We start from the raw sequence: 22,147 nt of genomic DNA, 5'->3' as shown, positions 1-22,147 counted from the left end.
CGTCATGGTCGATCAAAAGCTAAGCGGAGAACTCGTCTCCATATTAGCTGGGGCTCCCGACGGTGTCACCAAAAGATTCCGACCGCTCTACGCGGCAGACGGACTTCGCCCGCCAGGCCGGGCTGAGCGTGTTGGAAATCGCGAAATACCTGCGGACGCGGATTCTGTTGCTACTCAAGGATTGCGGGCGTGCCGTCGGAGTCGGGGGAATCGTGGTCGCCCGGTAGGGTGCTGTGCCAGATCGCGGTGCAGGTCGCGGCGGTCCGGGAAAGCTGGCCGGGGTCGTCGACGTAGGTGCGGTAGAAGTTCCGCTCGGTCATCCAGCACATGGCGTGGGCCAGAGCCTCGGCGTCGGTTGGGCCGGGGCCGGAAGGCAGACCTGCCCGGATCAGGATCGGCGTCATGGCATCGCGGGCGACCGTGATTGCGGCAGACCAGATTTGCCCGATTTCCGGGACGATCGCGGAGTACTCGACCGCCGTGCGCATGACAGGGCCGTGTTCGTGCCAGATGCGTTCGGTAGCTGCGACCGCGCGGGTGACCACCTCGCGTGGAGTGAGCCCCGCGTCGGCGGTCGGGATCAGCGCGGTGTCGCGCAGTCGCATCACGGTACGGGTGACCAATGCGGTCAGCACCTCGTTCTTGGATCCGAAGTAGAAGTACAGCGATCCCCGGGAGATGCCCGCGCCACGGGCGATGTCCTCGACCGTCATCGTTTCCGGGCCGGGATCGGTGAGCAGCGTTTCGGCGGTGTCGAGAATGGCCTGTTCGCGGAGGTCGCCTTTGCGCGGGGCTTCACGGTGTCGACGGCGTGTTCGTGGCGTGCTGGCCATGGACCGAGATTACCGTTTCAGGCACAAAAATCTGCACGGTGTTGAAAATTAATCGACACCGCGTAGACTTTTCGCAGGGCGAAGCCATCCACGATCGTTGGGGTTGGGAACGACATCGGCGTCGCTCCCGGCCCCAACCCCAACCCCAACGCCTCGCACGCACGGGGCGGGGCAGGTCGCCGACCGAAGGATCTCGACCATGGGCAAGCTTCTTTTCATCACCGGCGTGAGCAGCGGGTTGGGCCGCGCGTTCGCCGAAGGCGCATTGCTGGCCGGCCACCGCGTGTGCGGTACGGTCCGCAAACCCGAGGACGCCTCCGCCTTCGAAGCCCTCGCGCCCGGACGGGCACACGCCCGATTGCTGGACGTCACCGACGACCGACAGGTGTTCGAAGTGGTCGCCGAGGTCGAAGGCACACTGGGTCCGATCGAGGTACTGATCGCCAACGCGGGCTACGGTGTCGAAGGGACCTTTGAGGAAACACCGTTGCAGCTCCTCCGAAATCAATTCGAGGTCAACGTGTTCGGAGCCGCTGCGACCATTCAAGCCGTGCTACCGGGTATGCGGAGACGGCGGCGCGGACACATCCTGGCGGTCACCTCGATGGGCGGGTTGATGACCGTGCCCGGCATGTCGGCCTACTGCGCCAGCAAATATGCCCTCGAAGCCATCCTGGAAACCGTCGGCAAGGAAGTCGCCGCCTTCGGAATCCATGTCACCGCAATAGAACCCGGTTCCTTCCGCACCGACTGGGCAGGTCGCTCCATGACCCGCGCTCCCCGCATCGTCGCCGACTACGACGAGCTGTTCGACCCGATCCGCGCCGCCCGCCACGCCGCACACGGAAACCAACTCGGCGACCCCGCCAAGGCCGCCGCCGCGGTTCTCGCCGTGCTCGACACCCCTGACCCGCCCGCGCACCTGCTCTTGGGCTCCGACGCCCTGCGTCTGGTCACCACCGCCCGTGCGGCCCTCGACCGCGACATTCAGACCTGGGAAACCCTCACTCGCTCTACCGATTTCCCCAACGGCGCGCAAATACGCCAGTCCTGATCATTAGCCGCACCCGTCAGCAGTTGCGATGACCCGGCCGGGATGAACTCTGCTTGTGCTGGAGCGCGGCGACGATGGGTTGGGAATGTCAGATCATGGTTATGGTGAGGTTTCGGTCGAGGCGGGGGAGGCGGGGGTGTAGGGCGGAGTTGTCGATGTGGCCGATGTTGACGACTAGGAGGGATTCGTAGGTGGTGTTGGGGAAGAGGGCGGTGTTGAGGGCGGGGCGGTCGAAGCCGCCTATGGGGCCGGCGGAGAGGCCTAGGGCGCGGACGGCCAGGATGAAGTAGGCGCATTGGAGGGTGGCGTTGAAGAGGCCCTTGGTGCGGCGTTCTTCGGGGTTGGTTTCGTAGTGGTGTTGGAGGGTGGGGTTGTAGGGGGTCAGGGTTTCTAGATGTTGGTGGTAGCGGGTGTCGTAGGCCAGGACCGCTACTACCGGAGCGGATTTGGACTTGATGGCGTTGCCTGCGGCCAGGTGGGGGAGGATGCGCTCGCGGGTTTCGGGGGTGCGGGCGAAGACGGCTCGGAGGGGTTGGCTGTTGTGGCCGGTGGGGGCCCATCTGGTGAGTTCCCAAATGGCTTGCAGCTCTTCGTCTGTCACCGGGGTTGGTAGGAATCTGCGGGGTGTGCGCGATTCGGTGAACAAGATGCCCAGCGCCTCGGTCGAGAGGGGGGATCGGTGCGGAGTGGGGGTGATCGGCTGGTTCGACATCGGATCCGTCTCCAATTGAGCTTCCGGTAATTAGCTTACTGGTAAGAAGTTTCCGGGTGTTAGGCTAGCTCGGTGAAAACCGAAGGGCAAGGCCGTGATCGCGTGGATGTGATCATCGATCAGATCGCGGCGAATACGGCGGATGACGAAAACGCTTATGGGCGTGAGGATCTCGCAGTCAAGGCGTTGTGCTATCGGCTGCGGCGGATCGCGCATCATGTGGAGACTCAACTGCGCAGGGAGCTGGCGTCTTTCGGGATCGAGTTGTGGGAGTTGGAATTGTTGGCCTACCTGCATCGCAGTGGGTCGCCGTTCGAGGCGACGGCGGGTGCGTTGCAGGACGCCATGCAGTTGACGACGGGCGCTGTCACCAAAAGGGTTTCGGCGCTGGAGCGTCGCGGGTGGGTGGAGCGCAGTATCGATCCGCGGGATCGGCGCCAGATTCTGGTCCGGCTGACCGATGAGGGGGAGAGTCGGGCGATGGAGGTGTTTCGGACCAAGACCGAGACCGAGTCACGCCTCATCGCGACACTGACGCCTCAGCAGCTCGAGCGCCTGAATGCCGAACTGCACCAGTTGCTGCTGGACATGGAGGGGCCCATTGCGGATTGATAGCTGATCTCGGCGCGCCGTCCGCATGCTGCCCGGGACGGATCTACGATCGGACTCGTTGGTTTTGTTGACGAGGGTCGGGGATGAGGGGTGTAGGGCTATGAAGCGCATGGTTCTTGGGGCTACCGCGGCGCTGGTTTTGGGTGCTGGTGTGGCTGTTGCGGGTCCGGCTGCTGCGGATGGTGGGAGCCGTGTCAGTTGGGGTGGTCGAATGTGGGGCCTCGGACCTGTGCCAAGGCCGACTTCAATCTGAGTCCGGTGCTGACACTGGGGAATGGGATTTGCCCGGCGCTGCTTTCGGCAGGCGGGACCGCTTTCGATGGGCCGCTTTATCAGTACTCGGAAGCGCCCGGCGCGGAGCATTCGGTGGTTTTGCGTGTGACGCAGGGGTTTTCGCCGGTGGGGGAGTGGGGGCCGCAGCTGCTGGCCTGTGATGTGACGGCGGTTGTCGATTGGCGCAACCTCGATACCGGGCAGGCGGGTAGCGTGAGTCGGTTTGTTCCGGCGGGGCAGCGGTCGACTCCGGCGATCATTCTCGCCGAGACGGGGGCCGGGCGGGTGCAGCTCACCGTGCGGACCGATCGGCCGAATCTGCCCGCTTCGACGGAAGTTGTTGTGCCGTAGGGGAAGGGGCATTTCCTAGTAGTCGAGGGCGTGCTCTGGCTGGCAGACGTCCATCGGGGACGGGAGGTAGCGGGTGATGGCGTCCAGGAGTGGGGGGATGTCGTCGGCTGTGGGGGCCGTGCTGCACAGGACGGGGACGATGTCGCCGATTCGGGTGAGGGTGCGGATGCGGTGATGTAGCTGGTCGAGGGGGATCGTTCGAAGCGGGGTGCCTGGACTCAGGGGCAGAACGGCTTTCGCGAGGGTGCGGTACCACGCTTCGGCGGTCTCCCAACCGATGCCGTGAATCTCGGCGGCAAGCGGTGCGACGTCCCAGGTGGTGATCAGGTCGAGGACGCCTGCGAAGTCGGATCCGGTGCCGAGCGGGACCTGGACTGCGACAGGGGTCGCGCCGCGGATGTCGGCGAGGGTGCGGACGCAGCGGGGGAAGTCGGCGGTGGGGCGGTCGAGGGCGGTTACCAGGCAGAGGCGGGCTACCTGGTGGTCGTCGGCCACGCCCAGCGCGGTCTCCAGGCGAGCGCTCGGGATGGCGGCGTGGGCGACCGCTATCAGGCTGTCGGCCAAGCGGATCGATCGCTCCAGCGCGGCGAGTGGGGCGTGGAGAGGTAGCGCGGTGATGCGGATCGTGTGCGCGCCACGGTCCGTCGACCATCGCACCGTGGCCGACGAGCCGGATCCGGCGGTGCCGCAGCGGCGGTAAACCCGGTGCACCAGCCGCGAGGTCTCGTCCGGGTCTCCGATGATCGTGACGTTGCGGATCGACCGCGGGTCAATGGCTTTGGTGCCCACCGCTCTCACCGTACCGCCGGGGGCGAAACGGCGGAGCGGATTTCGCTCCCAAAATAGAACGTGTTCCTATACCGTCGGGGCTGTGCAGAAAGAACAACGCCCCGCCATCGCGGACTGGTTCACTGCGGACGACGGAGTGGTGCGGCTCAAAGGCAGCCGCTGCGAGGTTTGCGGCACACCGTATTTTCCGCGCAATGACCTGGCCTGCCGGAATCCGCGGTGCGCCGGGCCCAAGGACGGCTCCGAGCTCGCTGAATACCTGTTTTCCACGCGCGGCCGCATCTGGTCGTACGCGGATGCCCGCTACAAGCCGCCCGCGCCGTATGTCTCGGCCGACCCCTTCGAGCCGTATGTGGTCGCGGCCGTGGAGCTCGAGGTCGAGCAGATGGTGATTCTCGGGCAGGTGGTGCGCGGGCTCACCGTGGACGATCTGGCCGTCGGTATGCCGGTCGAGTTGACCCTCGGGACGCTCTACGAGGACGAGGAAGCCGAGCACACGGTGTGGATGTGGAGGCCGGTCAATGACTGAGACGAATCGCGATATCGCCGTCCTCGGCGCGGGCATGCACCCGTGGGGCAAGTGGGGACGCAACTTCGTCGAATACGGCCTCGTAGCGGCGCGCGCGGCGCTGGCCGACGCCGGGGTGAGCCACCTCGATGTCGGGTACATCGCGGGCGCGGACACCATCCGCAATGGATACCCGGGCTTCGTCGCGGGCGCGACTTTCGCTCAGGCGCTGGGCTGGTCGGGGGCGCGCATCTCCAGCAGCTATGCCGCGTGCGCCTCCGGTGCGCAGGCCATCGCGAACGCGCGCGCCCAGATTCTGGCCGGGCTGACCGATGTCGCACTGGTGATCGGTGCGGACACCACGCCGAAGGGCTTCTTCCAGCCGGTCGGCGGCGAGCGTCGCGACGATCCGGACTGGCTGCGCTTCCACCTGCTCGGTGCGACCAACCCCATCTACTTCGCGCTGTACGCTCGCCGGCGCATGGCACTGCACGGCGCCACGCTCGACGATTTCGCCGCGGTCAAGGTGAAGAACGCGCGGCACGGCCTGAACAACCCGAATGCCCGGTACCGCAAGGAGGTCTCGGCCGAGGAGATCGCGGCGTCGGCCATCGTCTCGGATCCGCTGCGGCTGCTGGACATTTGCGCGACCAGTGACGGTGGGGCCGCGCTGGTGCTGACGTCGATGGATTACGCGCGCCGCCACGGCATCGTCGATCCGGTGCGCATCAGCGCGCTGTCGACGGTCACGCCGACCTTCCCGAAGACCGTTCTCGACCTTCCGGATTTCTCGACGGATTCCGCCGTGGCGGTCGAACCGCCTTCGCGCGCTTTCCGTTCCGCCATCGCGCACGCCGCCTACGAGGAGGCCGGAATCGGCCCGGAGGAGCTGTCGTTCGCGGAGGTCTACGACCTCTCGACGGCCCTGGAGCTGGACTGGTACGAGGACATCGGCCTGTGTGAAACAGGTGCGGCCGAAGCGCTGCTCCGCAGTGGCGCAACGACTTTGGGTGGTCGGATACCGGTGAATCCGAGCGGCGGCCTGGCCTGTTTCGGCGAGGCGATCCCGGCGCAGGCCATCGCCCAGGTTTGTGAGCTCACCTGGCAGCTGCGCGGCCAGGCCGACGGCCGTCAGGTCGAGAACGCCCGCGCGGGCATCGCGGTCAACCAGGGCCTGTTCGGCCACGGTTCGGCGATCATCGCTACTCGCTGAGCGCGGCGCGCAGCGCATCGGTCCACGGCAGCCAGCGTGGATCGGGTCCGCCGGTGTCGTCGCCGATCATATTGGTGCAGGTGTAGCCGACCGCGACGCCGGATTCGGGGTGGGCCATGGCGATTCGGCCGCCATTGCCCACCTGACCGAACGCGCCCGCGCCGAGCAGTTGTTCGGGGCGGGTGAGTTCGTAGCCGTGGGCGAAGTGGTTGCTCCGGGGCATGATGTTCAGCGGCACCGGATGGTCGAGCCCCTCGGTTTGAGGTCGGCGGGCTCGGTCGACCGCTTCCGGGGTGAGCAGCCGGATGCCGTCGATCTCGCCGATGGTCGCGGCGAACATGCGAGCCAGGGAGCGCGCGTTCCCGATTCCGTTGCCGGACGGAACTTCCGCCTCGTGCCCGGACCGGGTATTGAGCAGCGCGAGTCCCTCGTCCCGCGTCGCGAGCGTGGCGAGGGTCGCCCGCACCAGCCGGTCGTTCAGATCGACGCCCATGCGGGTCAGCACCGCCTCCACATCGGCGACGCCCGGCATGTGCCGACGGGTGAACTGCGGAACCACGCGGTGCTCCTGGTCCTCCGGCAGCCCGATCCACAGGCTCAGCCCGAGCGGCTCGGAGATCTCCGCGGCCAGGAATTCCCCGACGCTCTTCCCCGACACCCGGCGGATGAGCTCGCCGGCCAGGTAGCCCCAGGTGAGCGAGTGGTAGTAGAAGGCGGTGCCCGGCGTCCACAGCGGCGTCATGCCCGCGAGGGCGTCGACACACTTCGACCAGTCGGTCAATTCCTGTGCGCCGATAGCGGATTCGGCGTCGAAGCTGGCCAGTCCGCCGCGATGCGACAGCAGGTCCGCGACCGTGATCTCGCCCTTGCCGCCCGCCGCGAACTCCGGCCAGTAGTCGCGAACCGGGGCCTCGAGATCGAGCAGGCCACGATCGACCAGCATGTGCACGCAGGTCGCGGTCATCCCCTTCGAGACCGACATGAGAACCGTCAAAGACTCTGCGTCCCAAGCCTTCCCGGACTCCGGATCCTCCCCGGTCCACAGATCCACCACGACCCGCCCCTCGCGATACACGCACAGTTGCGCCGCACCCGGATCATCGGCCTGCGCCCGGGCAAACCCGTCCCGAACCGCCTCGAACCCGCGCTCGACAAATCCCTCCGCCAACGCCTCCAGCCTCCCTGCCGAAATTCCACGGGCACACCGTCGAGGCGAAACCCCTTCCCGCCCTGCACGATATTCGACACCCGCCGCCGGGCCAGGCGCGGCCCGACCGGGACGGCCTATGCCGCCGACCGCCTCAGGGCAGGACGTTCGGAATCAGCTGAGGCGCCTGCTCGGCCACCCAGGTGCCGACGAAGGAACCGGCGTAGTAGCCGATGTAGGTGCCCGCCACACCGCCGAGAATGCCGCCGCCTATCACGCCGACGGGTGCGGCCACGCCGGCGGTAAGCGCGGTGGCAAGTGCCCCGCCTGCGGTGCCGCCCAGCACGGCTCCCGCTACACCGCCGATGATTTGGCCCGCGGCGGAGCCGATATAGGTGGCGTTCTCCATCGGACTGGCGATCGGAGCCGCGTAGGCGACCGGGCTCGCATCGGGCACCGGAGACGAGTTAGCCGCCGAGGTCTCGGAGGTCGCCGGAGTTGTAGGCATGGCCGGGATGGACACGGCCGCAATGGATTCGGCGGGGTGGATCTCCGGGAAGGTGATGGCCGGTGCGGACTCGGTCGGGCTGGCGTCCGTGCCGGGCTGGGGTGCAATAGCTTCGACGAGGTCGATGGCCGGGGCCGTGGTGGCCGCCTCGGGTGCGAACCTTGTCAGCGTCGGTGCGAAACTCGGCGGGGTCGAGGCGGGAGTGAATGCTGCGGACTCGGCTAGGTCGGCGATGTCGGGTGAGGCAGGGGTCGCGATGTCGGTTGGGGCCGGGGCGGCAACGGGGGTCGGGGCGGAGTTGGCGATGTCGGCGGTGGCGGTGCCGGAGGCGGTCAGGCCGACCGCGGCGGGGAGGGCCACTGCTACCGGGAGTCCGCGGAGGAACTTGCCGCGGCTGTTTACTGCGCGATGCCGACCTGCCATGCGTATCTGCCTTTCCGAAGGTTGCGTGTCGTGTTCACCATCGTTGGCGGGTGCTGGGGCACAACAGGATTGTGAGTGGGCTCGCAGGGTGGTCTCCGCGGCTATGAGGGATCTCGGTGGGTGTGAGATTCGGCGCGACAGGAGACCAAACGGTTCAAAACGGTCATCTGAATAAGAGATGTTTCATATGCTCTGGCGCGCGGAGTGGGGGACTGCACCTCGCTTCGGCGCATGGATTAGAGGACTGATTTATGAAACGAACCATTCTTGTGGGTGCGGCCGCGTGTGCGCTGTTCGGCGCGAGCTTCGGAACGGCTGCGGCAGACGGGATTCCGCTCACCAACGCGCCGCTGGCCGATGTTGATATCTCCCCGGGTTCGGCCGCCGACCTGGGGCATGCCGTGGGCGCGGGATCCGTGGACGCCGGGAGCGCCGCGGTCGTGCTCGGCAGCGCCTTCGGCGGCGGGTGGGCCGGCGGGGCCATCGGCGAGATTCTCAGCAGCCTGTCGGCGCATTAGCCTCGATTGCCGAGCGGTCGCCGTAGCGAGGAATTCGCGCGGCGGCCGCTTTCGCCGTGTCCGGAGAATTATGCGACCACCGGCCCGGCTTCGGGCTCGCTGAGATGGGCGCACAACCCCCTTCGTTGTGCGCGCATCTCACCGAGCCCGACGCAGCGGAGGAAGGGGTTGATCGAAAACCTGGTACCCGTGGATGCGTATGCGAAGGGAACCCGTTCCCGCGCAGGGCGGTTCGGGTGCATCCGGCGTCTGGTCATGGACCGGTACCGGGGAAGGTGGCCACAGCTTAGCAGCGCTGTCCGAGACGGAGAAGGGGCTGACGGGCCGTTGGTCTCACTTCAGCGGGTAGCGCGGATAGCGGGGATCGTCGAGGCCGGGATGGCCGGCGTCGGAGGGCTCGACCGGGTCCGGCTCATTGGAATAGCCGGTCACATTGAACTGCACGAGCAGTAGTTGCGGGGACCCCGGCGGGGTGCGCATGAGCGATCCGGTGCAGTCCACGACGACCCAGCCGCCGCCCTTGCGCCGCAATCGAATTCCCGGGACGGTCGAGACCTCCACGCGGCCGGTGAAGATGCCCTCCGCGGCCGCGAAGATGCGCTTCACATCGTCGGGATGCGGTGTGTCCCGCTGGTCGACCTGTCCCTTCCATTGGACATCGGTCATGGGGTCGGTGATCCAGCGCAGCATCCGCATCTTCGCGACATCGAACACGGCCAGGTGGACCGAGGTCATGCGCGGGATCGCCGCCAGCGCGGCGGCCTCCAGACTGTCGGTTCGAATCCCTTCCGCGACAGGGGTTTCGAACAGAATGCCGCGCCACAGGTGTGAGTCCGACGCGGTGGACCCGGCCGTCATCACCAGCCGCGCCGGGACCTGGTTGCCGTGCACGGCAACCACCACATCGCCGTCCCAGTGCGCGCCGGGCCGTTGCGAGAGCAGGGTTTCGAACAGCGAGAGCGCGTCGGCCGGGCTCGGTTCCAGAAAGCGGAACACCTCCGGCGCGGTCAGTCGTGTGCGCGGTGTTCCTGCGGCCAGTGCGGGCGGGATCTCCGCGATCCGCTGCCGGGAATCCCAGCCGAATCCGAAGGCCGACAACGGAGTAGCCGACGGCGGCGCGGCCATCGAGCTCAGCCACAGGTGGACCCCGTGCAGAGTCGCGTCGGGACCGACTACGGGCAGCATGCGGGCGGTGAGGTTCTGGCCCGACCGCAGGGTGATCGACGCGCTGCGCGGGCCGGGCCGCTCGCGCATCTCCGCGAGCAAGGCGCGCATCCGGCGCGCGGCCTCGGCCCCCGGCGCCTTGCCCGCGCCGACCAGATCGGTCACGGTCCGATCGAACGAGGTGCGCGCACGCGGTTCATGCTCCCGCGCTATGACACTGGGCCCCTCGGGCCCGAGCGTCTCGACCAGCGTCCATCCCTGCTTTGCCACCGACGACCCCCACGCAGCTCACGGCGGTCCTGTGATCGTGACCATGGAACCGCCGCAAGGTTTTTCGTTAGATTCCTGCGGTGCACACTACCCGCGAAGCCACGGTGGCCGATCTGCGCGCGAGTGCCGAAGTGCTCGCGCAAGCCTTCGCCGACGATCCGCTGATGGCCGCCATCTGGCCCGATCCGGCCCGGCGGCACGCCGCGCTACCGGCGTATTTCGCGGCCTCGCTACGGCATTTCCACCTGCCCGCGGGCGGTGTGCAGATCGCGACCGATCGCGACGACCGGATTTGCGCTGTGGCCGTGTGGGATCCGCCGGGGGCCTGGGATCAACCCCTGGGCCAGACGCTGCGCGCCTTGCCGGATCTGCTGCCCGTGCTGCGGACCCGGGTCCCGGCGGCCATCACGGTCCGCCGCACGCTCGAGCAATGGCATCCGCGTGAACCCGCGCACTGGTATCTGTGCAACCTCGGGACGCTGTCGAGCCATCGCGGCCGGGGGTACGCGGCCGCGCTGCTGGCCGACCGCGCCGACACCGCGCCGACCCGGGCCCAGTACCTGGTCTGCACGCGATACGAGAATGTCGCGTACTACGAGCGCTACGGGTTCTCGGTCACCGGTGAGTTCCAGCTTCCGCTCGGCTCCCGGCCCACCATGTGGTCCATGTGGCGGGACCCGTCGTTCCCCTGAGACCCCGCCGGGAGCGACCTAGATCTCACATGCGGGGAGCCGCGGATTGTGATACATCCGCGCTGGTTAGCATCGCTTCACGTACGGATCGACCGGAAACCCCGAGGACTTGTGTTGACTACCGACCATCTCGACCGCTGGAATGCCCACGAGGCCGCGGCGGAGGCGATGATTCCGATCATTGGGAAGCTCTATCGCGATAAGGGGGTGACGATTCTGCTGCACAGCCGGTCGCTGGTGAACAAGTCGGTGATCAGCATTCTGCGGACCCACCGGTTCGCGCGGCAGATCGAGGGGGAGGAACTGTCGGTCGACGAGACGCTGCCCTTCCTCGAGGTGCTCAGCGCGCTGGACCTGGGCCCGAGCAAGATCGACCTGGGCCGCCTGGTCATGGCCTACCGCGCCGACGAGCGCGGGCTCTCGGTGCCGGAGTTCACCGCCGACGTGCTGGCCGACATCATCGACGGCAACAAGGCGCAGGCGCAGGGACCGCGCGATGTGGTGCTCTACGGCTTCGGTCGCATCGGCCGCCTGGTGGCGCGACTGCTCATCGAGAAGGTCGGCTCCGGCAATGGCCTGAACCTGCGGGCCGTCGTGGTGCGCAAGGGCGGCGAGGAGGATCTGGTCAAGCGGGCCTCGCTGCTGCGGCGCGACTCGGTGCACGGCCAGTTCAACGGCACCATCAAGGTCGACGCCGAGAACTCGACGATCATCGCCAACGGCAATGCGATTCGATTCATCTACAGCAACGACCCGTCGGAGGTCGACTACACCGACTACGGGATCAAGGATGCGATCCTGATCGACAACACCGGCAAGTGGCGCGACCGCGCGGGCCTCGAGAAGCACCTGCGGCCCGGCATCGCCAAGGTCGTGCTCACCGCGCCCGGCAAGGGCGATGTGCCGAATATCGTGCACGGCGTCAATCATCGCGATCAGGATCTGTCCGCGCGCATCTACTCGTGCGCCTCCTGCACGACCAATGCGATCGTGCCGCCGCTCAAGGCGATGGACGACGAATTCGGCATCGTGCGTGGGCATGTCGAGACCGTGCACTCGTTCACCAATGACCAGAACCTGCTGGACAACTACCACAAGTCCGATCGCCGCGGCCGATCCGCGCCGTTCAACCTGGTGTTGACCGAGACCGGCGCGCAGTCCGCGGTGAAGAAGGCCATGCCGGACTTCGCGGCCAAGATCACCGGCAGCTCGATTCGCGTTCCCACGCCGGATGTTTCGGTCGCGATCCTGAATCTGCAGCTGCGCCGCGAGACCACCCGCGAAGAGGTGCTCAAGTACCTGCGCGGGGTGTCGCTGTCGGGCCCGCTGAGCCGCAATCTCGACTTCACCGCGGCCACCGATGTGGTGTCCAGCGACTTCATCGGGTCGCGGGCAGCGTCCATCGTGGATGCCAATGCCACCATCGTCGACGGGGACACCGCGATTCTGTATCTGTGGTACGACAACGAATTCGGCTACTCGTGCCAGGTGGTGCGGACGGTGCAGTACATCTCCGGCATCGAGTACCCGACCTATCCGCAGCTGGGCGAGGATATGCTCGCGCCGGTGGCCGTGGGGTAATTCCCAAGCGCACAGGCGTAATTCCCAAGGCGCACAGACGAATCGGGCCCCGGCGGGATCATCCACCGGGGCCCGCTCGCGTGATTCGGCCGATTGTGTTGTGGCCGAGGCTAGCTCGGTGTGGTGACCGGCTGCCAGCACACCACGCGCGCCGGTTGCGGGGTGACCGTCGCACCCGCCGGGATCGGGCACTGGTTGGCGTCGGTGCTGCCGTCGAAACGGCCGCCGATCTGCACCGTAATGCCCGGACCACCCTTGGCCGCGCAGTCGATGGGGGTGATCTGGTTGACGTCGGCCTGCATGGAATAGCAGTCGCCGACCCGCACATTGGGGGCGAAGCACAGCGAGTGATTGCCGTCGGTCAGCACGAAATAGCCCGCATCCCTGAGCTTTCCGTCCGGACAGGTGGCGCCATTGGTGACCGAGGCGGCCAGCTCGTAGACCGCGGCGTGATCGTCACAGGAGGTCGGGTGGATCTTGCCGATCTGGGCGGCGCGATAGTCCTTGGACGTCACGCAGTTGCCGACGGCCAGCTCCGGCTCGTGGGCGGCCGTGGTGGTGTTGGACTTCGTCACGCTGGCGAGCAGTCCGAGCGCCAGGATCAGCACACCGACGATGGCCACGAACATGCCGCTGTTTTTGGGCAGCCGGTTCGCACCCGCGGGTGCGGCGCCCTCGGCCGGTGCCGGTGTCTTCGACCGGGTTCGCAAGACGAGTCCCGCGACCAGCAGGACCGCTCCGACCGCCGGAATCACGATTTGCCCAATGCTCACTGTCTTCCAATTCCTTCCGGTCCGCTGACGGACTGGGCAGGAAATTACCTCGTGAGGGGCACCGATCGGGCGGTTTTAAATGAACTCGTTCCAGTTTTTTCGGGTTTACTGGTCGGCCAGCTTGCCGGCCGGGTACCGCAGATGGTCGGCGGCGTTGGTCTTGGCCCGCCACTTCATGAGGTTCACGACCGTCAGGATCATCGCGACGGCCAGCGCTGTGAAGAGAAAGCGCTGGTCGCGCGGATCGAGAACGGCCAGGATGCCCAGACCGACCAGGAAGGTGACGATATTGACCATCGCGAACCCCACCTGCTGATTCGGGTTCAGGGCCTTCGCCGACATTGCGACTCCTCGGATCACGTGCTGCGACATGAAAAGCTGACCGATCCGACGCTACTGACGCCTCGAGGCCGCGCTAAGGGACAAACGCCCTCTAAACACGCCCGGTGACGAAGAGGAGCAGGGCGGCGATGGGGGCTTCGACCGGGCGGCCGGTGCCCGCGGTCCAGGGCGTGTCGGTGGCGGTGAGGCGGTGGGTGGACAGGGTGGTTCGGATATCGAAGGTGCCCGCGGTGCGGATCCGGTCGAGTGCCAGCCGGGCCGCGAGGATAGGGATTTCGCGGGTGATGCCGAGGGGGATGGCGATGTCCTGGCCGTGGACCAGCAGATCCATCAGGCGGTCGGCGGGGGTGGTGCCGAGGGCGGTGGAGCGGAGGTGGGTGGTGGCGCGCAGTTCGGTGAGGAGTTGGGCGGGTGGGGTTTTGGCGGCGTGGCGGATGGCGGTGTCGCGGATCATGGCGTGCAGGTTGCCGCGGGAGCGGAGCAGTCCGAACAGGATCGAGCCGAGGGCGGGGTTCGCGGAGAGGATGACGTGGGCTACCACGTCGCGGATTCGCCAGCTCTCGCAGAGAGATTGGTGATCCCAGTCGGACTCGGACAGGGAGCACAGCAGGTCGGCCAGGGTGGCGCGTTCGGTGGCCACGGCCTGCCAGATCTGGTCGGTGGTCATGGATTCGGTGGTGGGCATCGGGGACTCCGAGGGTGGTGGGTGTTCCCGTACCGTAGAAACTCCAGCCGGGTGGAGGTTCAAGTGAATGTGACCCAGGGCACACGCGGGCGGCGGATCGGCATCGGGGAGTTGTCGCGGCGCAGCGGGGTATCGGTGCGGACGATCCGGTTCTACTGCGATGAAGGGGTTTTGGCGGCCGAGCGGACCTCGGGCGGACATCGGGTGTTCGACGCGGTCGCGGTGGAGCGGCTGACGATGGTGCGGCGGCTGCGCGGGCTGGGGCTCGCGCTCGGGGTGATCGTGGATGTCCTGGATGGGGGACGCGCGGTGACCGACGCGGTCGGGGACGCGCGGCGGGTGGTCGATGCCGAATTGGACGCCCTGACCCGGCGGCGGGAACTGCTGCTCGCGGTGGAGGATCCGCGGCGCGGGTACGAGGCGGTGGTGGCGTTCTGGCGGGGGATCATCGGGGCGCTGCCCGCCGATATGTTCGACGAGTTCATCGCCATGCATGTGCCCGTGCCCGTGCCCGGGGCCGAGGCGGATGCGCGGCGGATATTGGCCCTCACCGATCTCGTCGGTTCGGTCGCGGATCCCGGTCTGCGCGTGGCCGTGTCGCGTCAGCTGTGGCTCGCCGAGCCGGAGGAGATCCGGTGGCCGCGGGCGCTACTGGTCGGCTTGGCGGAGGCCTGTGCGGCCGTCGGCGGGCTGCTCGAGGCCGGGGTGCCGCCGCGGCCGGGGCCCGAGCTCGATCTGCTGGTTGCGGCGCACGCCTCGGCGCGAGGCGTGCGCGACACCGTCGAGTTCCGGCGGCGATTGCTTTCCGGCGGCGCAACAGATTCCGATCGGCGGATCCAGCGCTACTGGCAGCTGACCGAGGAAGCCACCGGGACCGTTACCGCGGGTGCGGCCCAGTACTGGTTGTACCGGGCGCTCGCAGAGCCTTTCGCGGGGGTGGCGCGGTGAACTACCGGTGGCAGTCGTGGGTGATCGGCAGCTTGTTCGACCAGCGCTGCGAGTTCGGGTCGTACACCTGGTAGTAGGCGTCCTCGACGACCTTGCACGGGTAGAGGACACCGCGCGTGGGATCCCAGAGGTCGGTCTTGTAGCCGAAGGATCCGCCCGCGTAACCATCGTGCTGGCCCGCGGTCGTCGTGTAGGTCGCCAGCCGAACACCGTCGTAGCGATTGAGCGCGATGGTGACGGTGCCCTTGTTGAAGTGGTCGCCATTGATCACGTATTTGAGGCCGCCGTCGTCGACATGGGTGCAGGTGGTGGCGTCGCACTTGTCTCCGGGGTTGTACCAGTCGAGCCAAACATTCAGTGACGCCTTGCGATCGGCGGCCTTGGCGTTGTCCTCCTTGGCCTGGGTGCGGGTCGCGGTGAGGACGCAGACCACGTCGCCGTCGTATGCCTCGCGCCAGACATACCCGTTGACGCAGGTGTCGGGGCCGTACGCACCGCCACCCGCCTTGCGGGATCCGGCGGCGGCATTGTCGGCGCGGGTCTGGTCGCGGGTGGCGGAGCTGACGCAAACATGGTCCGCCGCATTGGCTTCGCGCCAGACGTAGCCCTCCAGGCAGGTGTCGGGACCGTAGTCGCCACCGGCATTGGCGATGGTCAGGCTTCCGAAGAGGCCGAAGCTGGCGGTACCGACCACGGCCGCGGCGAGCGCGGCGCGGACGGCGGTACGGACGGGGGTGGCGATCATCGGTGGGGTCCTTCATCTCAGTGCTGATCGAGTGCACTGAGACTGCGGACCGCCACTAACGGTCGACCAACGGAAAACTCATCGTCACAGCGGGTTTCAGGGGGTTTCGTTGGCGGTGTCGGAGAGCCAGTTGCGGAGCCAGGTGGTGGCTGTCGTGCCGTTGGCGTCGACGACGTAGCGGGGGTAGGACTGGTGGACGCCGGAGGCGAGGAATTGCTGGACCTGGCGCAGCCACTGTTCCCCGGCGGGGTCGTCGGCGGGGGCGGACATGATGGCCGACCAGCCGGGCATGAGGGCCTCGCCGAGAATCGACTGGAAGGTCAGCAGGTAGCTGGGGATCTGGAGGGGGTCCTGGGCGGTGAGCTGGGTGAGCAGGCCCGCGGAGCGTCCGGCCAGATCGTCGGTGGGCAGCGCGCAGTAGAGGTCGCCCGCCGCGCAGAAGGTGCGGACCTTGGGGCTGAGCCAGCCGAAGCCGCCCGCCCGGGCGCCGCCCGCGCCGGTGCCGGGCACGCGCGGGCCGACGATGGGGTCGCTGGGGGAGCGGCGCGGGTCGGAGACCAGGCCGACCGCGGCCACCCGCTCGGGCTTGACCACACCGAGGCCGGTGCCGATCTCGGAGGCCAGATCGCCCGCCGCGTCCGCGCCCTGGCTGTAGCCGATGAGGGCGAAACGCGTTGCGGGGCAACGGGATGCCATGGCCGACAGCATGCCGCGGGCGGCATCGACGGCGGCGTGCTTGGAGCGGCCGTAGATCTCGCCGTCCCACGGGAAGGCCGAGGCCGGGTAGCTGACGTAGTCGGTGCGAACGGTGCCCGGCAGGCCGCGGGTGACCTGGGCGAGCATGCCCTGGTGCGGGTCGTCCTTGGAGGTCTCCCAGGTGCCCGGCACGGCGATCACATTGAGGCCGGGGCAGTCGGCGGGCGCGGCCGCGGCGCGGGGTGCGCCGGTGGCCGTGAGGATTCCGGTGGCCGTGAGGATTCCGGCCGCGGTGGCCAGGACCGCGGCGAGCGCGCCGCCCGCCAGCTTTCCGGATCGCACTGTTCGAAAGGACAAGGCCCACACCCCTTGTTCGGATCGTTCGGTCGACTTCTCCACACTGCAGGGTTCGTGCCCGTGCGCGTCCCCCACGCCGGGGCAATTGGGCGATAACGATGCGTTTGCCCGATGCGGGGGTGGCACGTCGAGGGCAACATACCAAAGGAACTGATCGGTCCGGCGGTGGTTGCTGGAGAAACGCCGAGAGTCGGACAAACGGGATTTATGAACTGTGCGAAGGGCTTCGGGGTGTCACGCGCGATGCACGGCGTATCCCGGACGCCTCACGACGCGCCGGGTGCGGGGTGCAGGATGACGACCGGGATCTCCCGTCCGGCCCACGCCTGATAGGTGTCGAAGTCGGCGTACGCCTCGACGAGCCGGGGCCAGAGTCGGGCGCGCTGTGCGGCGTCGGCGGTGACGGCGTGCACGGCGAACCGCCGTGGGCCGATCTGAATGTGGGTGTCCGGGGTGGCGACCAGGTTTCGATACCACTGCGGGTGTTTGGGCAGCCCGCCCTGCGAGGCCACCACGACGATGTCCGGGCCGTCGGTGATGTACAGCAGCGGAACCGTATAGACGGTCGCGGTCTTGCGGCCGCGGTGTTCGAGCAGCAACGTCGGCACCGGTTTGCGGAACCCGGCCCCGATCCGCCACTTCCCGCCGATTCGGCCGCCGGTGCGTCGATAGAGCCAGACCTGGGCTCTGCCAACGTATTTGAAGATCTTGGGCAGCATCGGGGAGTCGAGCTGTGCGGGGCGGGGCGGGATCGTGGTCATGGTCTTCCTTTCGCGCACCTTGACCATACAGTCACGCACATGTGTATGGTCAAGACCGACCGGTAGCCTCGGCACGACTGATCGCGAGCGAAGGGATGGCGATCCGGTGCGTACGCATGGATGGTCCGGGGCGGCACCCGCCGACGACGCGGAGGCCGTCGACCGCATCGTGGCCGCGGCCCGGCGGGCCATCGATCGCTCGGGCGACGAGTTCAGCATCGCGGAGTTCAGCATTGCGGAGGTGGCCCGCGACCTCGGCGTCACCCGGCAGACGGTGTATCGCTATTTCCCGAGTGCGGAAGCGCTTTTGACGGCGACGGCCATCGCGCAGACGGAGCATTACCTCGATGCGATGGCCGCGGCGCTGGGCGGCATTCACGATCCCGCGACCGCGGTGGTGGAGGGCATCGCCTACACCCTCGAACGCCTGCCCGAGGAGAAGTATCTCGGGCTGCTGCTGCGGCCGGGGCGCGCGAGCGCTCTCTCGGCGGGCGTAACCTCCGATACCGCACTGACTTTCGGCCGGTCGCTGCTGGAGCGACTCTCCGTGGACTGGGCCGCGGCCGGAATCGTGGGCTCGGATCTGGATGAACTCGTGGAACACATGTTGCGGATAGTGCAATCGTTCGTCATCGATCCGGGGCGACCGCCGCGGCGCGGCAAAGAGATTCGCAGCTATCTCTCGAGATGGGTTGCGCCCGCGCTGGGTTCATTGTGAACCTCGCACACTGAAGCCCCGCGCATTACATGCTGAAGCCCCGCGCGCCATTTTCGGCGTACGTGGAGCTGAAATTGTACGACCAACGGTATGTTTTTTAATTCCTTTGGAGTTCACCGTTTTTCGACCGGGTAAACCCTACCATTGCCGTGGGGACGACAACGGAAGGATCACACCATGTCGTTGATACCCGGCGCCTCGGCTATTGGGCGCGGATTCAATATTCTGGGAACCTATGATGCGAAGTCGCTCACGTGGCAGATAGTCAATCTTGGTCCGACGAGCAAGACCTGGGAATTCAAGCCCACCGGGATCACCTATGACGTGCCGGTCAATGCCCGGCCGATCGAGTGGACCCACACCACGGGAACGTCCTACGTGTACAACACGGTCGAGCAGTTCCAATCGCACTTTTCGCAAAAGGCCGGAGTCAAGGCATCTTACGGTGGGTTCAGCGGTCAGTTCGATCTGGCCTACAACAAGACCGTAAATACCGACCAGTCATACTATTACGGCGGTTTCGAGGCCGAGTACACCGCCTGGGAACTCGCCGTGGAAAATGCGTCGCAGTCCTGGCTGACTCCGGAGTTCACCGACGATCCGGATGTGAAGAATCTGCCGTCGACGTTTACGCCGGAGAATCAAGAGCAATTCTTCGCGGTGTTCCGAAAGTGGGGAACGCATCTGGTCACCCATGTCGTCGTGGGCGGCAGCCTCGACTACTACGAGGCGGTGCAGACCAGCTACTCGATGAACCAGTCGCAGATCAGCGCCAATATCGAGCTCGAGTACAAGGCCGTGTTCACCTCGACCAAGGCCGAATCCCACACGCAGTGGGAGACCCTCGGCAAGAACTGGTCCAACAGCCGCGTCGTGCGGGTGGTCACCGCGGGCGGCGATCCGAAATTCGCGATGGATCACCTGAATCCGTCCTACGGCGACAACCACAGCGTGATGTTCAACCAGTGGTGCGATTCGATCATGTCGTACCCAGGTGTCATGCGGTTCATCCTGCGGCCGCTGAGCGTGGTGTTCTCGGGCAACCAGGCCAAGGCGGTGTCGAATGCGCTGGAGGCCTACGTCAATGGCGCGATCCTGGTCATGGCCGACACCGCCTATACGCCCGGCACCGCGCCCGGGCCCGGGAACGTGTCGACCAATTTCGGGATCATCGCTAATGGCAGTGTGGCGATCTCGAATCCGGCCGTGGAACCGCCGCCACCGCACGTGGTCAAGCCGGGAGTTGCCGCGCCGGTGGGCGGATACCAGCTGGCGCTCTACGACTCCGACAGCTACGTGCCGTTCATGGTGCACACGTACTACCAGACCTATGAGGGCAAGACGCTGAAGCCGAATCCCGACATCTACAAGGCCATGATGGCCGATATCGACAAGGTGCAGCAGCGCGGATACATCGCGGCGCTCAGCGGTTTCGCGATCGATCTGCAGAACTATCCGTCACCGGAATTCCAGCGCTGGCTATTGAGCATCGGCGGGAGCATGGAGCAGTGGAAGAAGTTCCGCGGCTATACCCAGCAGGCGGGATCGGCCTGCTACGTGGTCGTCGGAAAGCAGGGCATGGCGCCGGGGCACGCCATCGAAATGCTGCAGGCGGTCTACTCGCCCAGCGACTGGATGCGGGAACCGTATCTGTTCAATATGAACCCCACGGCGCTGGGTCTGACCTACGGTCGCACCGCGCAGAAGCGGGCCGGGACACACGGTTACGGATCGCTGCTGCCGCCGGAAAAGGAGGAGCACGACCCCAAACCGCACCGGTAGCGCTCGGCGTGCGGTAGTTCCAGACGAACGCACCGGTCGCTTTCGCGGCGACCGGTGCTTTCGCATGCCTTTTCGGTATTCGCGGGATTCTTACACGTTTTTGTCATTCGCTTGCCTGCGGTTTGAATTCCGGTGCGCAGGATGCCTGTGAGCCGCTCGGAAGTGCCGGGCGAGTACGGGTGAGGGAGCGGGATGCGCGCCGAAATACGGTCAGGGCTGAGTTTCATTGCGGTGGCGGCCATTACGGCCGGACTTGTCACGGGATGCGATGCGGGAGTGCGGAATTCACCTGCGGCAACCCCGTGGTGTCCGACGGTGGAAGGGCACGCCGTGGAGTGCGGCACCGTGTCGCGACCACTGGTGGACGGGCGGCCCGACCTGGGCGTCGTCGAGGTGGGGTACGCGCGAATCCTGCACTCGGGCGGGCAATCCGCGGCGGGCACGATCGTGCCGAATCCGGGCGGGCCAGGGGTGCCGCTCATCTCGCACGCCGCCGAGGCGGCTCAGGTTACCGCGGGGCTGCTCGACGATCACGACGTGTTGCTCATCGATCCCCGGGGTACGGGTGTGTCGGGCGCGCTGGACTGCGGTGTGGGAGCGGACGAATTCCAAATGGGCACTCGCGAACAGCAGCGTGCGGCCGTCGGCCGGTGCGCGGATCGACTGGGGGATCGGGCGGCCGGATACACCACGGCGGCCACCGCCGACGACTTCGACGCGGTCCGAGCGCAACTCGGCATCGACAAGATCATTCCGTACGGCATCTCCTATGGGACCTATCTGATGCCGGTGTACGCTCAGCGTCACGCCGAGCATGTCGCCGCGATGGTGTTGACGGGTGCGTACTCCCACGACCACGACCCCTTGCAGCGTCCCAATGCGGCGGCGGTATCGCTTGCACTGCAACGGATCTGCGAGCGTAGCGGAGTGTGCGACGGCGCGATGGCCGTCGACGACCTGCGTACGGTCGCGGCTCGGCTGCGGGAGCGGCCGCTGGCGGTACGGGCGAAACAGCCCGTGGCGCTGGACGAGGCGAAGCTGGCGACGCTGGTCTTCGAGGCCGCGACCAGCAATGTCGGGGCCGCCCCACAGACCATGACGCCGCTGGGTATGTTGCCCGCCGCCCTGCACGCGGCCGTGCGCGGCGACGACGCGGGATTGAGCGAATTCGTCCGGCTCACCACCGAGGAACCCGCCTACGAGAACATCGGCATCTATATGACGGTGACCTGCAATGACTATCAGCCGCTGTGGTCGCCGGGGGCCACGCTGGCCGAGCGGGAAGCGCAGTATCGGCAGCGACTGGCCGCGGCCGCGGGCGAGTTCGGGGCGTTCAGCGCCGAGGGTTTCGCGGCGGGTCAGCGCGACGGCGGTGACGTGTGCCTGCGCTGGCCGGGCATCCCGGGCCACCAGCGGCCCGACCAGGTGACCACGCCCATGCCGGATGTCCCGGTCTTGGTGCTCTCGGGCGATCTGGACGCCGTCACCCCCGACGCCAATGGCAAGCAGTTGGCGGCGAAGTTCGCGCACTCGACCTTCCTCTCGGTGCCCAATACCGGGCACGTGCCGGACCTGGAGCCGAGCGGTTGCGTGACCGGCATCGTGGCCCGCTTCGTGCGCACCGGCACCGTGTCGGGTGCGGAGTGTGCGGCGTCCATTCCGCCGATCGTCGTGGCACCGGTCACGAACTGA

General features: G+C 67.0%; 24 protein-coding genes. 12 read left to right on the top strand and 12 right to left on the bottom strand.

The window, feature by feature from the left end:
* Window positions 1-170: 170 nt before the first annotated feature.
* Window positions 171-833 (bottom strand): TetR/AcrR family transcriptional regulator, encoded by a 663-nt coding sequence (locus VMT40_RS15210; protein WP_326358773.1) that lies wholly within the window; start codon window positions 831-833, stop codon window positions 171-173.
* 199 nt (window positions 834-1,032) lie between these two features.
* On the opposite strand from VMT40_RS15210, the gene VMT40_RS15205 reads away from it, so the two are divergent.
* Window positions 1,033-1,887, top strand: a complete 855-nt coding sequence (locus VMT40_RS15205; RefSeq protein ID WP_326358771.1) for an oxidoreductase — start codon at window positions 1,033-1,035, stop codon at window positions 1,885-1,887.
* A gap of 88 nt (window positions 1,888-1,975) precedes the next feature.
* Here VMT40_RS15205 and VMT40_RS15200 read toward each other — a convergent pair whose 3' ends face one another.
* On the bottom strand, window positions 1,976-2,599 hold the full coding sequence (locus tag VMT40_RS15200) for a malonic semialdehyde reductase (protein WP_326358770.1): 624 nt from the start codon (window positions 2,597-2,599) through the stop codon (window positions 1,976-1,978).
* A gap of 102 nt (window positions 2,600-2,701) precedes the next feature.
* On the opposite strand from VMT40_RS15200, the gene VMT40_RS15195 reads away from it, so the two are divergent.
* A complete protein-coding gene (locus tag VMT40_RS15195) occupies window positions 2,702-3,211 on the top strand; it encodes a MarR family winged helix-turn-helix transcriptional regulator (protein ID WP_326358768.1) in 510 nt (169 codons plus the stop codon).
* A 366-nt stretch (window positions 3,212-3,577) separates the two neighbouring features.
* Window positions 3,578-3,835, top strand: a complete 258-nt coding sequence (locus tag VMT40_RS15190) for a hypothetical protein (RefSeq protein WP_326358766.1) — start codon at window positions 3,578-3,580, stop codon at window positions 3,833-3,835.
* Between the two features lie 15 nt (window positions 3,836-3,850).
* On the opposite strand, the gene VMT40_RS15185 is transcribed toward VMT40_RS15190, so the two are convergent.
* Window positions 3,851-4,624: a hypothetical protein gene (locus tag VMT40_RS15185; RefSeq protein ID WP_326358765.1), complete on the bottom strand. Its 774-nt coding sequence runs from the start codon at window positions 4,622-4,624 to the stop codon at window positions 3,851-3,853.
* Window positions 4,625-4,706: 82 nt separating this feature from the next.
* On the opposite strand from VMT40_RS15185, the gene VMT40_RS15180 reads away from it, so the two are divergent.
* Window positions 4,707-5,153, top strand: coding sequence for a Zn-ribbon domain-containing OB-fold protein (locus VMT40_RS15180; protein WP_442789986.1), 447 nt, complete (start codon window positions 4,707-4,709; stop codon window positions 5,151-5,153).
* Window positions 5,146-6,345 carry a lipid-transfer protein gene (locus VMT40_RS15175; protein ID WP_326358764.1) on the top strand — a complete coding sequence of 400 codons (1,200 nt, stop codon included), beginning with the start codon at window positions 5,146-5,148 and terminating at the stop codon, window positions 6,343-6,345. Before VMT40_RS15180 ends, VMT40_RS15175 begins: the two co-directional genes overlap by 8 nt.
* Here VMT40_RS15175 and VMT40_RS15170 read toward each other — a convergent pair.
* The gene (locus VMT40_RS15170; RefSeq protein WP_326358762.1) at window positions 6,335-7,513 is read right to left on the bottom strand and encodes a serine hydrolase domain-containing protein; all 1,179 of its coding nucleotides are present in this window, start codon (window positions 7,511-7,513) and stop codon (window positions 6,335-6,337) included. The genes VMT40_RS15175 and VMT40_RS15170 overlap by 11 nt on opposite strands.
* 133 nt (window positions 7,514-7,646) lie before the next feature.
* Window positions 7,647-8,423, bottom strand: coding sequence for a hypothetical protein (locus VMT40_RS15165; protein ID WP_326358761.1), 777 nt, complete (start codon window positions 8,421-8,423; stop codon window positions 7,647-7,649).
* Between the two features lie 251 nt (window positions 8,424-8,674).
* Between VMT40_RS15165 and VMT40_RS15160 the strand changes: the two genes are divergently transcribed.
* The gene (locus tag VMT40_RS15160) at window positions 8,675-8,941 is read left to right on the top strand and encodes a hypothetical protein (RefSeq protein ID WP_326358760.1); all 267 of its coding nucleotides are present in this window, start codon (window positions 8,675-8,677) and stop codon (window positions 8,939-8,941) included.
* A 333-nt stretch (window positions 8,942-9,274) separates the two neighbouring features.
* Here VMT40_RS15160 and VMT40_RS15155 read toward each other — a convergent pair whose 3' ends face one another.
* A complete protein-coding gene (locus tag VMT40_RS15155; RefSeq protein ID WP_326358759.1) occupies window positions 9,275-10,375 on the bottom strand; it encodes a GAF domain-containing protein in 1,101 nt (366 codons plus the stop codon).
* Between the two features lie 80 nt (window positions 10,376-10,455).
* Here VMT40_RS15155 and VMT40_RS15150 point away from each other — a divergent pair, with 80 nt between their 5' ends.
* Together VMT40_RS15150 and VMT40_RS15145 are read left to right on the top strand one after the other, a co-directional pair.
* Entirely contained in the window at window positions 10,456-11,067 is a 612-nt protein-coding gene (locus VMT40_RS15150; RefSeq protein ID WP_326358758.1) for a GNAT family N-acetyltransferase, read from the top strand.
* Window positions 11,068-11,181: 114 nt separating this feature from the next.
* The gene (locus tag VMT40_RS15145) at window positions 11,182-12,648 is read left to right on the top strand and encodes a glyceraldehyde-3-phosphate dehydrogenase (protein ID WP_326358757.1); all 1,467 of its coding nucleotides are present in this window, start codon (window positions 11,182-11,184) and stop codon (window positions 12,646-12,648) included.
* 110 nt (window positions 12,649-12,758) lie between these two features.
* Here VMT40_RS15145 and VMT40_RS15140 read toward each other — a convergent pair whose 3' ends face one another.
* The 3 genes from VMT40_RS15140 to VMT40_RS15130 all read right to left on the bottom strand — a co-directional run bounded on the left by VMT40_RS15140 (window position 12,759) and on the right by VMT40_RS15130 (window position 14,448).
* Window positions 12,759-13,421, bottom strand: a complete 663-nt coding sequence (locus VMT40_RS15140) for a hypothetical protein (protein WP_326358756.1) — start codon at window positions 13,419-13,421, stop codon at window positions 12,759-12,761.
* Between the two features lie 105 nt (window positions 13,422-13,526).
* A complete protein-coding gene (locus tag VMT40_RS15135) occupies window positions 13,527-13,763 on the bottom strand; it encodes a hypothetical protein (RefSeq protein WP_326358754.1) in 237 nt (78 codons plus the stop codon).
* 91 nt (window positions 13,764-13,854) lie between these two features.
* Window positions 13,855-14,448 carry a maleylpyruvate isomerase family mycothiol-dependent enzyme gene (locus tag VMT40_RS15130; RefSeq protein WP_326358753.1) on the bottom strand — a complete coding sequence of 198 codons (594 nt, stop codon included), beginning with the start codon at window positions 14,446-14,448 and terminating at the stop codon, window positions 13,855-13,857.
* 63 nt (window positions 14,449-14,511) lie between these two features.
* Between VMT40_RS15130 and VMT40_RS15125 the strand changes: the two genes are divergently transcribed.
* Complete coding sequence (locus tag VMT40_RS15125) at window positions 14,512-15,396, top strand: MerR family transcriptional regulator (protein ID WP_326358752.1); 885 nt, start codon at window positions 14,512-14,514, stop codon at window positions 15,394-15,396.
* 1 nt (window position 15,397) lies between these two features.
* Here the strand turns inward: VMT40_RS15125 and VMT40_RS15120 are convergent, their stop codons facing one another.
* The 3 genes from VMT40_RS15120 to VMT40_RS15110 all read right to left on the bottom strand — a co-directional run bounded on the left by VMT40_RS15120 (window position 15,398) and on the right by VMT40_RS15110 (window position 17,955).
* Complete coding sequence (locus VMT40_RS15120) at window positions 15,398-16,141, bottom strand: hypothetical protein (protein ID WP_326358751.1); 744 nt, start codon at window positions 16,139-16,141, stop codon at window positions 15,398-15,400.
* A 96-nt stretch (window positions 16,142-16,237) separates the two neighbouring features.
* Window positions 16,238-17,179 carry a cutinase family protein gene (locus VMT40_RS15115; RefSeq protein ID WP_326358749.1) on the bottom strand — a complete coding sequence of 314 codons (942 nt, stop codon included), beginning with the start codon at window positions 17,177-17,179 and terminating at the stop codon, window positions 16,238-16,240.
* Between the two features lie 281 nt (window positions 17,180-17,460).
* Window positions 17,461-17,955, bottom strand: coding sequence for a nitroreductase family deazaflavin-dependent oxidoreductase (locus VMT40_RS15110; protein WP_326358748.1), 495 nt, complete (start codon window positions 17,953-17,955; stop codon window positions 17,461-17,463).
* 106 nt (window positions 17,956-18,061) lie between these two features.
* On the opposite strand from VMT40_RS15110, the gene VMT40_RS15105 reads away from it, so the two are divergent.
* From VMT40_RS15105 to VMT40_RS15095, 3 genes are all read left to right on the top strand, one after another.
* Window positions 18,062-18,673, top strand: coding sequence for a TetR/AcrR family transcriptional regulator (locus VMT40_RS15105; protein ID WP_326358747.1), 612 nt, complete (start codon window positions 18,062-18,064; stop codon window positions 18,671-18,673).
* Between the two features lie 177 nt (window positions 18,674-18,850).
* The gene (locus VMT40_RS15100) at window positions 18,851-20,455 is read left to right on the top strand and encodes an MAC/perforin domain-containing protein (RefSeq protein ID WP_326358746.1); all 1,605 of its coding nucleotides are present in this window, start codon (window positions 18,851-18,853) and stop codon (window positions 20,453-20,455) included.
* Between the two features lie 345 nt (window positions 20,456-20,800).
* Window positions 20,801-22,147, top strand: coding sequence for an alpha/beta fold hydrolase (locus tag VMT40_RS15095; RefSeq protein ID WP_326358744.1), 1,347 nt, complete (start codon window positions 20,801-20,803; stop codon window positions 22,145-22,147).

Origin of the sequence: Nocardia sp. CDC160 (genome assembly GCF_035818795.1) — a bacterium.
GTDB lineage: Bacteria > Actinomycetota > Actinomycetes > Mycobacteriales > Mycobacteriaceae > Nocardia.
The sequence above is the reverse complement of the archived record's forward strand: the minus strand, read 5'-3'. Positions and strand labels throughout refer to the sequence as shown.

Bases quoted from the DNA above. Each gene is read 5' to 3' on its own strand.
- VMT40_RS15210 (WP_326358773.1), bottom strand. From the start codon at position 833: ATGGCCAGCACGCCACGAACACGCCGTCGACACCGTGAAGCCCCGCGC.
- VMT40_RS15205 (WP_326358771.1), top strand. From the start codon at position 1,033: ATGGGCAAGCTTCTTTTCATCACCGGCGTGAGCAGCGGGTTGGGCCGC.
- VMT40_RS15200 (WP_326358770.1), bottom strand. From the start codon at position 2,599: ATGTCGAACCAGCCGATCACCCCCACTCCGCACCGATCCCCCCTCTCG.
- VMT40_RS15175 (WP_326358764.1), top strand. From the start codon at position 5,146: ATGACTGAGACGAATCGCGATATCGCCGTCCTCGGCGCGGGCATGCAC.
- VMT40_RS15165 (WP_326358761.1), bottom strand. From the start codon at position 8,423: ATGGCAGGTCGGCATCGCGCAGTAAACAGCCGCGGCAAGTTCCTCCGC.
- VMT40_RS15160 (WP_326358760.1), top strand. From the start codon at position 8,675: ATGAAACGAACCATTCTTGTGGGTGCGGCCGCGTGTGCGCTGTTCGGC.
- VMT40_RS15135 (WP_326358754.1), bottom strand. From the start codon at position 13,763: ATGTCGGCGAAGGCCCTGAACCCGAATCAGCAGGTGGGGTTCGCGATG.
- VMT40_RS15130 (WP_326358753.1), bottom strand. From the start codon at position 14,448: ATGCCCACCACCGAATCCATGACCACCGACCAGATCTGGCAGGCCGTG.
- VMT40_RS15120 (WP_326358751.1), bottom strand. From the start codon at position 16,141: ATGATCGCCACCCCCGTCCGTACCGCCGTCCGCGCCGCGCTCGCCGCG.
- VMT40_RS15110 (WP_326358748.1), bottom strand. From the start codon at position 17,955: ATGACCACGATCCCGCCCCGCCCCGCACAGCTCGACTCCCCGATGCTG.
- VMT40_RS15100 (WP_326358746.1), top strand. From the start codon at position 18,851: ATGTCGTTGATACCCGGCGCCTCGGCTATTGGGCGCGGATTCAATATT.